This is a genomic window from Veillonella sp. 3891 (assembly GCF_003992315.1).
GTDB lineage: Bacteria > Bacillota > Negativicutes > Veillonellales > Veillonellaceae > F0422.
Map to the genome: position 1 here is coordinate 1 of NZ_RQVE01000004.1, position 15,397 is coordinate 15,397.

Annotated in this window: 11 protein-coding genes and 1 rRNA gene; 10 read left to right on the forward strand and 2 right to left on the reverse strand. The window is 39.5% G+C overall.

Going from position 1 to position 15,397, the window contains the following annotated elements:
• The 10 genes from rrf to EO118_RS03055 all read left to right on the forward strand — a co-directional run.
• A 5S ribosomal RNA gene (gene rrf / locus EO118_RS03010) occupies positions 1 to 85 on the forward strand; the annotation flags it as partial.
• Positions 86 to 680: 595 nt separating this feature from the next.
• Positions 681 to 2,234: a ClC family H(+)/Cl(-) exchange transporter gene (locus EO118_RS03015; protein WP_127068574.1), complete on the forward strand. Its 1,554-nt coding sequence runs from the start codon at positions 681 to 683 to the stop codon at positions 2,232 to 2,234.
• Between the two features lie 333 nt (positions 2,235 to 2,567).
• Positions 2,568 to 3,143, forward strand: coding sequence for a molybdenum cofactor biosynthesis protein B (locus tag EO118_RS03020; protein WP_127068575.1), 576 nt, complete (start codon positions 2,568 to 2,570; stop codon positions 3,141 to 3,143).
• Between the two features lie 289 nt (positions 3,144 to 3,432).
• Positions 3,433 to 4,065, forward strand: a complete 633-nt coding sequence (locus EO118_RS03025) for a DUF47 domain-containing protein (RefSeq protein ID WP_127068576.1) — start codon at positions 3,433 to 3,435, stop codon at positions 4,063 to 4,065.
• Positions 4,058 to 5,056: an inorganic phosphate transporter gene (locus EO118_RS03030; protein ID WP_127068577.1), complete on the forward strand. Its 999-nt coding sequence runs from the start codon at positions 4,058 to 4,060 to the stop codon at positions 5,054 to 5,056. The genes EO118_RS03025 and EO118_RS03030 overlap by 8 nt, the downstream gene beginning before the upstream one ends.
• 183 nt (positions 5,057 to 5,239) lie before the next feature.
• Entirely contained in the window at positions 5,240 to 5,683 is a 444-nt protein-coding gene (locus tag EO118_RS03035) for an Rrf2 family transcriptional regulator (protein ID WP_127068578.1), read from the forward strand.
• Positions 5,684 to 5,711: 28 nt separating this feature from the next.
• Positions 5,712 to 7,097 carry a cytochrome ubiquinol oxidase subunit I gene (locus EO118_RS03040; RefSeq protein ID WP_127068579.1) on the forward strand — a complete coding sequence of 462 codons (1,386 nt, stop codon included), beginning with the start codon at positions 5,712 to 5,714 and terminating at the stop codon, positions 7,095 to 7,097.
• The gene (cydB, locus tag EO118_RS03045) at positions 7,088 to 8,107 is read left to right on the forward strand and encodes a cytochrome d ubiquinol oxidase subunit II (protein WP_127068580.1); all 1,020 of its coding nucleotides are present in this window, start codon (positions 7,088 to 7,090) and stop codon (positions 8,105 to 8,107) included. Before EO118_RS03040 ends, cydB begins: the two co-directional genes overlap by 10 nt.
• 90 nt (positions 8,108 to 8,197) lie before the next feature.
• Complete coding sequence (gene cydD / locus EO118_RS03050) at positions 8,198 to 11,977, forward strand: thiol reductant ABC exporter subunit CydD (RefSeq protein ID WP_127068581.1); 3,780 nt, start codon at positions 8,198 to 8,200, stop codon at positions 11,975 to 11,977.
• Between the two features lie 243 nt (positions 11,978 to 12,220).
• On the forward strand, positions 12,221 to 13,378 hold the full coding sequence (locus EO118_RS03055; RefSeq protein WP_127068582.1) for a hypothetical protein: 1,158 nt from the start codon (positions 12,221 to 12,223) through the stop codon (positions 13,376 to 13,378).
• Between the two features lie 309 nt (positions 13,379 to 13,687).
• On the opposite strand, the gene EO118_RS03060 is transcribed toward EO118_RS03055, so the two are convergent.
• Together EO118_RS03060 and EO118_RS03065 are read right to left on the reverse strand one after the other, a co-directional pair.
• On the reverse strand, positions 13,688 to 14,098 hold the full coding sequence (locus EO118_RS03060) for a hypothetical protein (protein ID WP_127068583.1): 411 nt from the start codon (positions 14,096 to 14,098) through the stop codon (positions 13,688 to 13,690).
• Positions 14,079 to 15,011 carry a LysR family transcriptional regulator gene (locus tag EO118_RS03065; protein WP_127068584.1) on the reverse strand — a complete coding sequence of 311 codons (933 nt, stop codon included), beginning with the start codon at positions 15,009 to 15,011 and terminating at the stop codon, positions 14,079 to 14,081. The genes EO118_RS03060 and EO118_RS03065 overlap by 20 nt, the downstream gene beginning before the upstream one ends.
• Positions 15,012 to 15,397 lie beyond the last annotated feature (386 nt).

A 15,397-nucleotide genomic window follows, 5' to 3' on the forward strand; every position in this document is an offset into this window, starting at 1 on the left:
TCCCATCCCGAACACAGTAGTTAAGCTCGTAAACGCCGAAAGTACTTGGCTGGAAACGGCCTGGGAGGATAGGAAGTTGCTGATTGATAAAGAAAGCGCACCCAAAAGGGTGCTCTTTTTTTATTAATTAATAGTCTTAAATACTCTAAGCCGTTTCCAGCCAGATTAGACAAGTAATATCTATGAAATAAATGATAAGGTCTGGAATAAGCAGGGATCATGATTTAAAGGAGCGGAGCGACGCATAAATCATAGAGCATCGCTTAGTTCCTGACGTAAGGTTTTAAAGCCCGAAGGGCGAATAAAACCCACAGTTAGGAACAAAGTAGGAAAAGGAAAGTATGAAAAGATAAAAATAGAAGAAACGACGCGCAAATCATAGAGCATCGCTTAGTTCCTGACGTAAGGTTTTAAAGCCCTAAAAGGGCGCATAAAATCCACAGTCAGGAACAAAAGAATAACAGATAAAAGTATTGCCGTAAGATTTTGAAGCCCAAAGGGCGCACAAAATCCGCAGCTAGGCGCATATAAGAAGTCGCAAATGACAGGTTATAGCTAAAAAGCAATTTCCAGTTAACAAGAAGTAAAACTTTTAAAATAATGAAGATTATTTTACATAATGACAAATCAACTGTAACCTTGTATACTATACCTATTATTAAGGTATATAAGGTGATTGTATGATACATAATAAACGAAACAATATTTTTAAAAGACCTAAGATAGAATTTTTTAACACCTTTGACAGGGAAGAGTTTCTTTTATTAATTGTAAAAGGTATTCTTATTGGAATAGTGGCAGGTACGATTGGATCTGCTTTCAGATATATCATTCACTGGGGCAATGACTTTCGTCATGTGTTTATGGCTACTGCTACAATAGAGCAAATCATTATATGGACCATCGTTATGATGATCTTAGGGTGGTGTTGTCATTTACTATTAAAATGGGCACCTTTATCAGGTGGTTCGGGGATTCCTCAAATCGAAGGGGAGATGAAAGGGATCTTTAACATGAACCCCTTTCCTACATTAGTATCTAAGTTTTTTGGAGGTGCTTTTACTGGCATTGTTGGATTCTCTGTAGGTCGGGAAGGACCATCGGTACAGCTTGGCGGTGCAACTGGTAAGTTACTGTCGAACTGGTTTGGGAGCTCTCTTCGAGAGGAGCGAATCCTAACATCTGCCGGCGCTGCGGCGGGACTGACTGCGGCCTTTAGTGCACCTGTATCAGGAGCTATCTTTGTATTTGAAGAAGTGCATAAAAGTTTTTATCCTAAGCTGGTTATTCCTACATTTTCTGCTACCATTTCGGCGAATTTAATAACTTCTTTGGTGTTTGGCTTAACGCCGTCATTGGGTTTCTCTGTGATGGAAAGTATCCCTATCGAGTATTTTGCTACACTTCTTATATTAGGTGTTGGGGTAGGTTTCTTCGGGATCTTTTTTAATCGTATGATTGTGGGCGTCAAATCCGTATATGATAAACTTCCGATTTCTAGAGGGTGGAAGATTTCACTCACATTCCTAGGGGTGACGCTATTAGGACTGGATTCACAATTGCTCCTAGGTGGCGGCAATGATGTAGTTAGTATGATGGTTGAGCATCAACAGACATTACAACTGCTAGTATATATTGTTATAGGCAAGATTATTTTAACATCTATTTGCTATGGTAATGGTGCACAAGGTGGTATTTTCCTACCTATGGTGGTGATTGGATCGGCAGTGGGAGCGTTGACGCATAGTATATTGGTAGAATTGCACATGCTTCCTAATGCCTTCGGTGGTAGTTTTATCATTTGTGGTATGGCAGGTATGCTAGCAGCTTCTATGCGAACACCTTTGTTAGCGATTTTACTTGTTTTAGAAATGACAAATAGCTTTCACAGTATATATCAAGTAGGAACGGTGGCAATCATTGCATACTTAACGGCAGAATTTATGAAAGAATTGCCAATTTATGATAACCTATTACTTCGTATGAGCCAAGGCATTATAGGCGCGGAGGAAGAGCAAACATTTTTCCAAACACGATTGTCAGTAGTATGTCCTTATGTAGATACGATGTTGAAAGATATTGAATTACCGAGGGGAGCCATCATTGTTAGTATTGATCGAGGAGGGCAACCAATCGTACCAGTGGCGACAACCCTGTTACAGTGTGGCGATGAACTATATGTTTCTTGCACCAAAGGACAGCTAAAAGAAGTAAAAGAATTTTTTAGTCAGTAACAGTTGCTATAGAGATAGGATAGAAGATATGTTACTATATGTATAGGTATAACTTAAATGTTTTGGTCACTTAGATAGTGTATTTTTTAGGGTTTCTGTAGAGGTTAAAGATTGTATTGATTTATTTTTAGCTAAGTAGTGTATAAATAAGAGTATATCTTCATAGTTCTAATTTAGAATCATATATATTATAGAATTTGGTGTAATATATTTTGTTAAAAAAATATGATAAGATCCCTCTAGTATGGAGAAGTTATAGCTGGCCAAGTAAGATGCGTACACTATAGGAGATGTATCCTATATAGTTTTGGTTACATAGAAAGGAAGAGACACATGGCAATGATGGAATTTACAGACCGTCCGTTGACAGTAGCGGTTATTACGGTGTCTGATACAAGAACAAAGGAAACAGACAAAGGTGGCGCCCGTGTAGAAGAGTTAGCTCGTGAGGCGGGTTTTGTTGTGGTTTCTCGACAAATCGTGACAGATACAATCGATGAGATTCAAGGTGCTATTCATAAGGCTTTCACTGGCAATTATGGTAGAGAAGTTCAAGTTTTGACGGAGTCCATAGGTAATGATGTTCGTGCTTGGACATATGAAGATAATGTAGGTGTTGCAGATATTATTATCAGCACAGGTGGTACAGGAATTGCTAAACGTGATGTATCCATCGAGGCAGTGCAACCTCTATTAGATAAGGAGATTCCGGGCTTTGGTGAGTTATTTCGTTTCTTAAGTTATCGTGATGATATTGGTACAAAAGCGTTGGCATCTCGCGCGATTGCTGGTGTGAAAGAACATACGATTTTATTTGCCATCCCAGGTTCGGTAGGGGCTGTTACGTTGGCTATGAAAGAATTAATTTTACCAGAAGTGAAACATTTAAAGCGGGAATTAATAAAATAGTGGATTAGAGATAGCTATCTTTTGTAACTATGTATTCATAGTGCTGAGATAGCTATATTTTTGCTTTTTACAGACTAAAATTTGATACTTGTACATAGTTATTAGTTTTATGAGATATTGTAATGACACATAAATAGAAGCAAATTAGTCATAGAATGTATTTTTCGTAAAAGATGCAAAGTAGAAACTAAAAAATGCATAGGCTCTTTTGCATTTTGCGTGCACAAGTGATTGGTAACGTGCTATAATGGAACTATATAAATCACATAGTAAGTTATTGGAGGATGTAATGGCTTTCAATTTAAAAGGAAAAGAAGAAAAGTTTTTCAGTATGCTGAATGACCATGCTGAACTATGTCATGAGGCGGCACAGTTGATGCAAGACGTATTTGAAGGAGAAGTGGAAAAGAAAGAAGCTCTTCGTCAAATTGAACAAAAAGAGCATGAAGCTGATGAGTTGGTGGCGGCTACGATGGACCGTTTGCGTAAAACCTTTATTACACCAATGGACCGTGAAGATATCCAACTATTGATTGATCAATTAGATAATACCATTGATAATATCAAAGAAATCATGGATAAAATGGTGATGTATCAAGTGCAAAGTGAGCCAACTACAGGAGCTATTCGTATGGCAGAAATTGTGGCGAAGTGTTGTAAGCACATTAAAAAATCTATTTCTTATATGGGAAGCTTAAAGAAAAACTATTTGAAAGTAGAAGGTCGTGCTTTAGAAGTGTTGCGTCTGGAAGCAGAAGCAGATGACATTTATCATGTGGAAATGGCGAAACTTTTCACAGAGTGCAGTGACCCTATTGAAATCATTAAGTGGAAGGAAATTCTTAGTTCCATGGAAGAAGTTATCGATGGCTCTGAGACTTTGGTAGGAACATTCCGCCGGGTAGTATTGAAGTATGCTTGATGGTTGGGTGATATGGGCCGTCGTTTTATTAGCGTTGGCCTTTGACTATATAAATGGATTCCATGATACTGCGAATGCAATTGCTACGTCAGTATCAACAAGAGCCATTGCTCCGAAAACAGCAGTGATGATGGCGGCTACGTTAAACTTTTTAGGAGCCATGATCAGTACAGGTGTTGCGAAAACAATTGGTGGGGATATCGTTACTGCTCCAGAGATGATCAATGGTGAGATTATAGTAGCAGCGCTAGTGGGTGCTATTTTTTGGAACCTCTTAACCTGGTGGTATGGGATTCCCAGTTCTTCTTCTCATGCATTAATCGGTGGTATTATTGGTGCCGTATTGATTTCTGTAGGACCAGAAGCGTTACAAGCTGGTGGGATTGGTAAGATTTTTATTTCTTTGGTGGCCTCTCCTATTTTAGCGCTAGTATTAGGCTATATTGTAATGAAAATATTGCTGATCTTATTTGGACGATTTTCTCCCATTGTTTTAAATGATCGATTCCGGAATATGCAATTGGTATCTGCGGCACTCATGTCATTCTCGCACGGTTCCAATGATGCACAAAAAGCGATGGGTATCATTACGTTAACCTTAGTAGCTAGTGGTCATTTACAAACCTTAGATGTACCTATTTGGGTTAAAATTGCCTGTGCCACAGCGATGGCCTTGGGTACAGCAGCAGGGGGATGGAAAATTATTGCTACTGTAGGTAGTAAGATTTTTAAATTAGAAAGTATCAATGGATTTGCAGCGGATTTAAACTCTGCCATAACTATTTTTACGGCTACTTTATTACACTTGCCAGTATCTACAACACATGTTGTGAGTGGATCAATCATGGGCGTAGGCACTGCTATGCGTGTGAAAGCGGTGAACTGGAGTACAGCACGGTCCATGGTATTTGCTTGGTTTATTACGATACCATTATCTGCTGGTGTATCAGCCTTGGCATATGTAGTGATTGATGTGTTGGCACATATATAAAAAATGAAGAAATAATGAAGAAATGTGTTGCAACATTCTCAATAATTTCTTATAATAGAGGTAAGAGATGCTCGAAGGCGTATGCACTCGAGCATTTTTTATACTTTTAAAGTATACTGTTAGAGTGTACTTTTAATGCCCATACATATACAGTTTAGTTTAGATTCAATAAGGGAGATATCATTGAAATTTAATCAGGCAACAGACTATGCATTTCGGATTATCTTATACATGTCTACATTACCATTCGGTACTCGAAAGGTAGGGGCAGAACTAGCAAAAACAAGTAAGATACCTGAACGATTTTTGTTAAAAATTATGCGCTATTTGGTGAATGCAAAGTTATTACATTCCTATCGTGGCGTAGATGGTGGATTCACCTTGGCTAAAAAGCCAAAAGATATTAGTTTATATGATGTGGTAACAGCCGTAGAAGGAGATACGTATTTACAACATTGTTTATACGACTCTAACAGTTGCTCCCGTGGTTGCCATGGTCAATGTGCCGTGCAAGAAGCGGTTGGTAAAATTCAATCTGTATTAATAGAAGAATTAAAAAATGTTGATTTCGAAACGTTAGCGAAACGTGAACGTTCGATTCATATATCAATGCACCATGTGGTCTAAATGTATATTCAAGTGAGGAGGAATTAGCATGATGGATGCAGTCTTGTTAGCTCGTTTTCAATTTGCGTTGACTACGATCTATCATTGGCTCTTCGTACCGTTCACGCTAGGAATGACAGTATTGGTAGCAATACTTGAAATTACCTATGCGCGCACAAAAAACGAAGTGTACAAAAAAATGGCAAAGTTTTGGGGTAAATTATTCCTAATTAACTTTGCAATGGGTGTTGTAACAGGTATCGTTCAAGAGTTCCATTTTGGGATGAACTGGGCAGAATATTCTCGTTTTATGGGAGATATCTTCGGTGCTCCTTTGGCGTTAGAAGCGTTAACAGCATTCTTCTTAGAGTCCACCTTTATGGGGGCTTGGATTTTTGGCTGGGATAAATTGTCGGCAAAAGCCCATGCATTTGTAGCGGTGTTAGTAGCGATTGGTAGTAACTTATCCGCATTTTGGATTTTAGTAGCGAACTCATTCATGCAACATCCAGTAGGCTATGCACTTCGTAATGGCCGTGCAGAAATGGATTCTTTTACAGCCATCTTACAAAATGGGTATTTACCAGGTCAATATTTACACATCTTTACCGATGGCATTTTAACAGCAGGCGTGATTATTGCTTCTGTCAGTGCATGGCATTTGTTGAAAAATAATCATGTAGAATTTTACTCTAAATCTATTAAATTTGGTTTAGGAGCCGCTGTGATTGGTGGTTTATTAGTAGGTGGTGCCGGTCACTTCCAAGGTCAAACCGTAGCAAAATTACAACCTATGAAAGTAGCTGCCTTTGAAGCATTATGGGAAACTCATGATCCAGCTCCATTTGCTATCGTAGCTGGCATTGATCAAGAGGGTAAGAAGAATAACTTTGAAATCGGTGTGCCAGGAGCATTGTCCTTCGTAGTTCATGACTCTTTCAAAGGGGAAGTGAAAGGTATTAATGATCTTCAAAAAGAAGCAGAACTAAAACATGGTTCTGGTGATTATGTACCACATGTAACATCTATGTTCTGGTCCTTCCGTGTGATGATTTTAGCGGGCATCATTATGCTTGTCACATCTATTGTAGGTTACTACTTACATATGAAAGGCAAGTTGCTTAATAATAGAATAGCTCTAAAAAGCATCTATCATTTACTAGCCCTTCCATTTATTGCGAACTCTACAGGTTGGTATGTGGCTGAAGCGGGTCGTCAACCATGGCTTGTATACGGTTTACAAAAAACAGCTGACGGTGCATCCAAAGTAGTAACAGCGCCGGAAATCTGGACAACAATCATTGGCTTTACTGCTGTGTACGTAGTGATGGCGATTGCTGCGATTTACCTAGCAGTAAAACATATTCAAGCAGGACCAGCTGGTAATCCAGCTCATGATGTGGTTGAACAAGAGGAGGCTACATTATGGAAATAATTACAAATAACTTAGAATTAATTTGGTTCATCTTAGTTGGTGTTCTATTTACTGGATTCTTCATTTTAGAAGGTCTTGATTATGGTGTAGGTATGTGGCTCCCATTCTTGGGTAAAACTGACCGTGAGCGTCGTCAATTGATCAATACGATCGGCCCTGTATGGGACGGTAACCAAGTATGGATGCTCACCGCTGGTGGTGCTATGTTCGCATCCTTCCCGCAAGTATATGCTACCTTATTCAGTGGTTTTTACTTGGCATTGTTCTTGATGTTAGCAGCATTAATCGCTCGTGGCGTGTCCTTTGACTTCCGCAGTAAAGATAAAAGTCCAACATGGCGTGCTGCTTTCGACTGGTGCATTTTCTTTGGCTCTGCTATTCCAGCTCTTCTATGGGGTGTGACAGTAGGTAACCTAATTCAAGGTACGCCAATCGATAAACACATGAACTATGTAGGTGGTTTCCTAGATTTATTGAGCGTATACACAATCCTTTGTGGCATTGCATTTGTATGCGTATTCTTGTACCATGGTGCATTATATGCTTCCTTGAAAACAACAGGAGAAATCTCTGAACGTGCTCGTGCAGCGGCTTTAGTAGAAGGTGTGATTACAGCAGTAGGTGCGTTGGTTTTGGTAGGTGCTACTTATGTGTACACAGACCTATTCAACAGCACATTGGCTACAGTAGCCTTTGCATTGGCAATTATAAGCTTCTTAGTATCTTGGGGCTTTACACGTGCTCGTCAAACAGGTAAAGGGTTTGTGTTCAGTGCATTAACAATTTTATTTGTTACACTAGCTTACTTTGCAGGATTGTTCCCTCGCATTATGGTATCTAGCATTGATCCAGCATATAGCTTAACAATTATGAATGCAGCATCTTCTACATACACATTAACATTGATGACAATCGTAGCATGCATCTTCGTACCTATCGTATTAGTGTACCAAGCATGGGCATACTACTATTTCCGTCATCGTGTATCACAAGATGACTTACACTATTAATTTATAGTAATTTTGAAAGGGGCGTGGTTTCACGTCCCTTTTGTTGTATAGACTAGGAATCCATACACAACGATTCTGAAAGGAGGTCTTATGTTTCATTCCTTTGCGTGGCAATTGGTCAAGTTGCATCCTCGTTCCTATGGCGGGCTGCTTTTGCTGACCTTAGTTGGTACAGCAGCGACTTTAGGACAAGCTTATGCCTTTGCTCTTATCATTAATAGCTTAGTGGTACAAGGTGAAAGCCTATCCTATGGCACGATGACTGTATTAGGCGCCATGATTCTTATGCGTATGGCATGTTCTCATGGAGAACAGTGGTTGCGAGACCATATTGCTAGCACCGTTCATGAGGACCTACGGAATCGAGTCTTGCATCATATGATCGCCCAAGGTGTTCGTCAATCTGACAGTGCTGGATCTGTCACCCATATTTTGACAGATGGATTAGACCATGTAGATGCCTATATGAGCCAATACATCCCACAAGCTCTCTATGCGGTGTTGATTCCTCTTATGATATCCATAGCTATCATCGATTCTATATCTTGGATTGGATGGATTTTATTGGTTACCTATCCTTTGATTCCTTTCTTTATGATTCTCATCGGTAAAAAAGCGGACAAATTAAACAAACAACAATGGGAACGAATGCAATTCTTAGGTGGCCATTTTCTTGATGTATTACAAGGTTTGACGACACTGAAAGTATTTGGCAGAGCCAAAGAACAGGTCCATGTTATCGGTCGCTTATCTGGCGAGTTTCGTGATGCTACATTAAAAGTATTACGAATCGCTTTTTTGTCTGCCTTGGTATTAGAATTAATCGGTACTATTAGTACTGCTATGATTGCGGTCTACTTAGGTGTGTCCTTAGTCTATGGTGAAGTAGAGTTTTTGCCGGCTTTCTTTATTTTGCTATTAGCACCAGATTTCTATGCACCTCTACGACAACTAGGTGCTGCTTTCCATACAGGTTTGTCTGGTAAGGTAAGTTTGACAGCAGTACAAGAGTATCTCACATCTGGTATAGAAGTAGTTCGTACAGGTCAAGAAATACTTGAGGAACCGATTCAAACCATTGAGTTCTGTGATGTGGCGTACCAATATGAAGAAGAGCAGGTGGGTTTAGAGACTTTCACAGGCGTACTAAAACGTGGGCGGTCCTATATGCTAGTTGGTGAAAGCGGAGCTGGTAAGACGACCCTATCTAATGTGCTTATGCAATTATTGACGCCTACTAAGGGACAGGTCACAGTGGATGGTTGTGATTTACAAACCCTAGATAGTCAGTGGTACCATGAGCAAATTGCTTATCTTAGTCAAACACCATATATTATGAGTGGTACTTTACGAGAGAACTTACAATTTGGGTTAGAGGTAACTGACGAAACATTGTGGCAAGTATTAAAGAAAGTGCAATTGGCTAATTTTGTGGACACATTGCCATTAGGTTTAGATACAGTGATTGGAGAAGGTGGCTACGGATTGTCTGGCGGACAACGTCAACGATTAGCCTTAGGACGAATCTTGTTACGACCAGCACAAATCCTAATCCTTGACGAAGTGACGGCTCATTTAGATGTGGAAACGGAAAGTCTAATCATGCAGGTATTGCGTGAGTATGGAAAAGATAAAATCGTTCTCTATGTGGGCCATCGAGTGCAAACCATGAAGTATGTGGATACTTTATTTGTGATGCAAGCAGGAAGGCTAGTCGAATCGGGTAGTTATGCGGACTTAGTAGCACAAAATGGATATTTTGCGTCTTTAGTGAATACCTATAGTAATCCAGTGATGCGGAAACTAACGGTGAAGAGCGACGATTTTACATGTGTAGAACAAGTCTCAGAAACAGTGTATAGTGAGAATGCTGGCATCCGTGATAAAAGTGTTCCATTTGACGAAGTAGCTCTACATGACTCAGATGGATTACATGGTAAGGAATCTATTGCGATAGTTGATGCACTGGTGGTACAAGAGGGAATTGCTAGTACCTACCAAATGAAGTATGGCAATGAGGCTCATAGAGCCATGAAATCGAGTACTCCAAAAGGTGAGGCACTACGAGGTGAAGCGATAGGTTCTGTGATACAACAGGATATACGCTGTGGGCTAGTATCGTTATGGAATTTGCTATCTCAACATAGAGTATTGTTAGTGGGTAGTATTATGTTTGCCATGGGAACGGTGCTCATGAATATAGGATTACTGACTACGTCCACATGGTTAATTACGAAAGCCTCGGAGCATCCTATATTGGTAGTTCTTAGCTTGGCTATTGTAGGAGTACGTTTCTTTGGGATTAGTCGTGCCATCTGTCGCTATGGGGAACGATATGTGTCCCATTCGATGGCTTTTCAAGGTTTGTATGAATTACGTATTGCTTTCTTTAAGCGGTTAGAACCGTTGGTGCCACGCATCTTTCAATCGATGAAAATGGGTGACCTATTAGGTCGCATTATGGCGGATATCGAGACATTACAGTTCTTTTATTTGCGTACCTTAGTCCCTAGCCTTTCGTTCATCGGTGTTACAGTATTAGGCTGCATGATTGGCTACCAATTACATCCTATAGTTGCGATAGTGATTGCGCTGTACAGTATCATTGTAGGTGTGGTATTGCCAATTATCATTACCTATGCCTTACGACAAGTTCCACCTATGAGGCTCCATACAAGGGGACGAATGAAAGAGGAATTAATTGAATCGATTCACGGTGTAGTGGATATCATTATGAGCCATCAAGAACAACGATTTGTACAGTCTATGAAAGCATCTTTTAGTGCCTATGATAGTTGGCAAAGTCTATGGAATCGTGGTGTTCGCTGGAACCAGACTATCCTACTAGGGCTAGCTCAATCAGCATTACTAGTGGGGATGGTCGTTGGAGTGTGGGTCATCGATGAAACTGCCTATGGACCACTATGGGTGGCTGTTATTGCTATTGGATTACAGGCCTACTTTGAAGTGTTGCAACCTATGACAGAAGCCTCCTTGCATGGATATGAAAGTGCTTTGGCCATGGATCGATTAGAAGGTCTAGAAGGTCAAGAAAGCCAACAGATACAATCAGTAGATCGTGTAAGTAATGATAGTAGTAGAGGCTTGAGTGAATACATTGATAATGACAGTTCGCATGATGTATCTCCTATGATTCGTGTACAATCACTATCCTTTGCCTACGATGTTCTACCTATTTATGATGGGTTAGACTTGTCGATTCAAAAAGGTGAGAAAGTAGCAATTGTAGGCCCTAGTGGGTCTGGTAAAAGCACCTTATTTGCACTCTTACAAGGATGGTATACATACAGTGGTACTATCTCTATTGATGGAGTCGATGCAAAGATGCTTTCAGAGGAACAATTGCAATCCTATATGGCATATGCTACCCAAGATATCTATGTATTCCATGCGACTATAGGAGATAATATTCGATTGGCTAAGCCGAGTGCAACAGATGAAGACATTTGGCAAGCTTTGGATGCGGTGCAATTGTCAGACTGGGTACGTAGTCTACCGAAAGGATTGCGTACCATGGTCGGTCAAGGAGGAATGGGACTCAGCGGTGGACAACGGCAACGTCTTGGTATGGCGCGATTGTATCTACGTGATGCAGAGATTTTGCTATTGGATGAGCCACTAGAAGGATTAGATCAAGTCACACGGCACTTGGTGCAAGATCAGCTACATACCTTGTTCCAAGGAAAAACTGTGTTATATATTACACACCATATTGAACAATTACATGAAATGGACCGTATCTTGTTCTTAGAACAGGGCCACATTGTAGAAAGTGGAACTTATGAAAGTTTATTAGCTTTACAAGGACGATTCTATGAATATCATCGATTGAGTATGGAACGAATTTAAGAGATAGACTGAAATTGTATGTGCTAATGGCGTAGATACTATATTGGTGTAGCTCATGCAAATATGTATATATCAGTAGGAGTAAGATGTAAGTCCTTGTAGGACCAACGAAGAGCCCTACCTATAGTGAATATACTATAGATAGGGCTTTTCTTTCATTTGTAGGGGGACTATGATATAATTGTGGTAAATTATGAAAGTGTATCACTTAGATTCGAATAACCTACTAGATAGGAGATATATATGGGACAATTAGTTACGAAGCTATTGAAGTTAGCCAATGCTGTAACTACACAAACACATATAGAAGGGCCACGCTTACCTGAGTCATTAGAAGATGGAAATACATTGTACGATCATCGTATGCTATCCATTGAGGAAGAAGCGGTGAACCGCAAGATGCGATCTGTGGTGCGTAATCATTGGTTTTTTCATTCTATTATCTTTGAATTTGAACCCAATAATAAGGTATTTATGAATGTTATTACGAAATTGGGGAATGTCATCAATGTGGAGTTTGATATTGATGATATTTGGTTTGATGATTATACCTCTACAATTCAGCTCAAAGTAGATATGGCTAATGTGGATATGGGTGGTTTATTCTTAAATATAATTACCCACATTTTGGGAAACTGGAGTTTGCATGTATTGGGAATGTTCTTTAATCCTTTCAGTATCGGTAATGATACATCATCTATGCGTTTAGAAAAGAAAGGCATTATTCGGTTTGACTTGTCACCGAATAGCCCGGTACGAGAGTTTATTCCTTGGCCACAACGACCAAAAGAAAGCGTAGGACCAGTGCTATTAACGGCTATCAAATCGGGACAATCCGTATTGCAAGTGGAGTACTATGCATTCCATCAGAAGCTAGAGACCTATTCAGCTCCAGAAATGCCGGTTAAAACGAACTGGGTTCGCTCCATAGATATGGCAGCAGCGTTGTTAATGCCGATAGGGGTTTGGGTGAGCTTTATTATCTTGAACCACTACTTACCACATGAAGAATTACAGGATTTTTCTTTTTCTACGTATTTCTTTATTTCCTTAAGCATTTTACTATTCAGTTTTATTGTCATGAATATTCCTCGGTATATTTATATGTACTTTGAAACGAGGAAAAAGTGGCAATCTGTATTTGTGAGCAATAATATTAAGATACAAATGCGACGACTACAACGACGCATTGCTATGCAAAAGCAGGCTCTAGAGAATGATAAAAATGTTGTGAAACGACAAGAACATATCGTGGAAATGTTGATGCAAATACGGGATAAACGATTCTTAGCACATCGGTTGAAAGTGGCTGATGAAGATCGGGATCGGAAACAGAAAGTGAAGTTTATTATTGCGTATGTGTTGTGTACATTCCTCGAATGGATGCTCCTTATACACTGAGCACTGATGTATTTGGGGGAGGGGGATATGTGTCTGTAAAAAACATGCTGTCGCAAATCGTTTTTTACAGACACATATCCCCCTCTTATTATACAGTCAGTGCTGAGGTAGGCGTCGCAAGGGGAGCAGGAGAAAGAACAGTCGAGTAAATTGTATAATTGTTGAGTCAACAAAAGGGCTGCTTTTTGTGCTAGGTACAAGTTGCAGTCCTTTGTGTATTGTTTATTAAGCAAAAAATAGCACTAGCTATTTAGATAGCTAGTGCTAGAAGTTTTTATATAAGCATCCACTATATTTGATTTGAAAGTTTTATTTTTTAACGTCTGGGACGTTGGTTGGGTTTGCTTTGAATGGGGCTTTGACTGGTGTGGATTTACTTGGTTCTGGAGCCTCGATGTCAGGGTGTTCCCATTCGAGTTGCATGATGCGGAACTGGTGTTGGTTGGCAAAGCGTTTAAGTTGCCAATTGTCTCGCTCTAGTTCTTTCAGTCGATCTCCGTGAGAGTTGCTGATATTTTCTAGGTTAGTTAAGCGATAGTGAAAGGTATCACTATGTTCCATGGTGTGCTCTGTGTCAATGCGTTCTTTCAGCGCATCGATTTCTAGTTGTTGAGACACCATCCAATAGGTTGTGCTTAGCACATAGAGGATAATCCAGAATAGGGGCTTCCGTAGGAGTGTACCTACTTTCAAAAGTAGATTACTCAGCTGTTTCATCATGGGTGTCGCCAGGGATCAAAGGCAAGCGCGCCATCACAAAGTCTAACCATAGGCGGGAAGCATGAGATAGGTAATGTCCTTTTTTCCAAATCACGTGTAAAGTATGCATAATTTCAGGGTTTACTAAAGGACGTACTACCACGCTAGATCCTACTTTTGTATTTTCATCTTCTGTAGGGCATAAACGGCTAGGTAATAATGCAATTGCTAAGTGAGCAGCTACAGTTTGCAACATTAAATCGCGTTGGCTAGTTTCAAACACGATATGTGGTTGGAAGCCAACAGATTTACAAGATTTTACGATTTCATCATGTAAGTTAAAGTCATCTTTATGCAATACGAAAGATTGGTCTGCCAATTGATCAAGGGAGATAGAGTCTTCTTCTGCTAATGGATTGTCTTTCGGCAGGATGACGCTTAAAGGGTCGCTTGTTAAGTAGAAGGAATCGAATTCTTTCGCATTAGGTTTAGTACAAATAATTCCTACGTCGATAAGACCTTCTTGGACAGAGATTTCTATTTTTTTAGAACCATGTTCATATAATTCTAATTCGATTTGAGGGTAGGTTTGTTTGAACTCTCCTAATAATTGCGCAAAGATAGGGGCATCTGTCACTGGTGGTAATCCAATTAATACAGAGCCTTGTTCTAGGCGGAATTCGTTTTCGAAATCGATTTTTAAATGCTCAAACATGAATACAACCCGTTTAGCATGCGTTAAAAAGATGGTGCCACCGTCAGTCATTTCAACGGATTTTGCATTACGAATGAATAATACAACACCTAGCTCATCTTCAAGAGCTTTTATAGTACGGCTGATAGCAGATTGTGAAATGTGAAGATTTCTTGCGGCCTTGCTGAAACTTTTTTGATCCGCCACTTCTACGAAGTATTTTAAGTGATGAAAGTCCATAATGCACCTCTTAAATATGGTAATAACAAAAGTCCTCTTTTTTAGTATGCTATTTGAGCAACAATGCATGTATAAATGTAAATTGATAATCGCATAATTAGCAATGCATGATAGTCCATATGGTATTGCGAAGTTATCGTTCTCAATGTATAATGAAACCATAAGGCTATATCAATTTGTTCACGAAGTAGATTAGCTACTTCACGAATTTGCAAAGAGGTACTATATAACTTATATATTATTACATTTTTGCAACATATGCAATCTTTTTAGAAATAAATGATTCATATTTCAAAAACAATTTGATACTCAAGAGGGGAAGACTTATCCGGCGAGTGCTTGGATATGAGTCTGTATACATCCCCCTATTTTGTATGTAACTACAA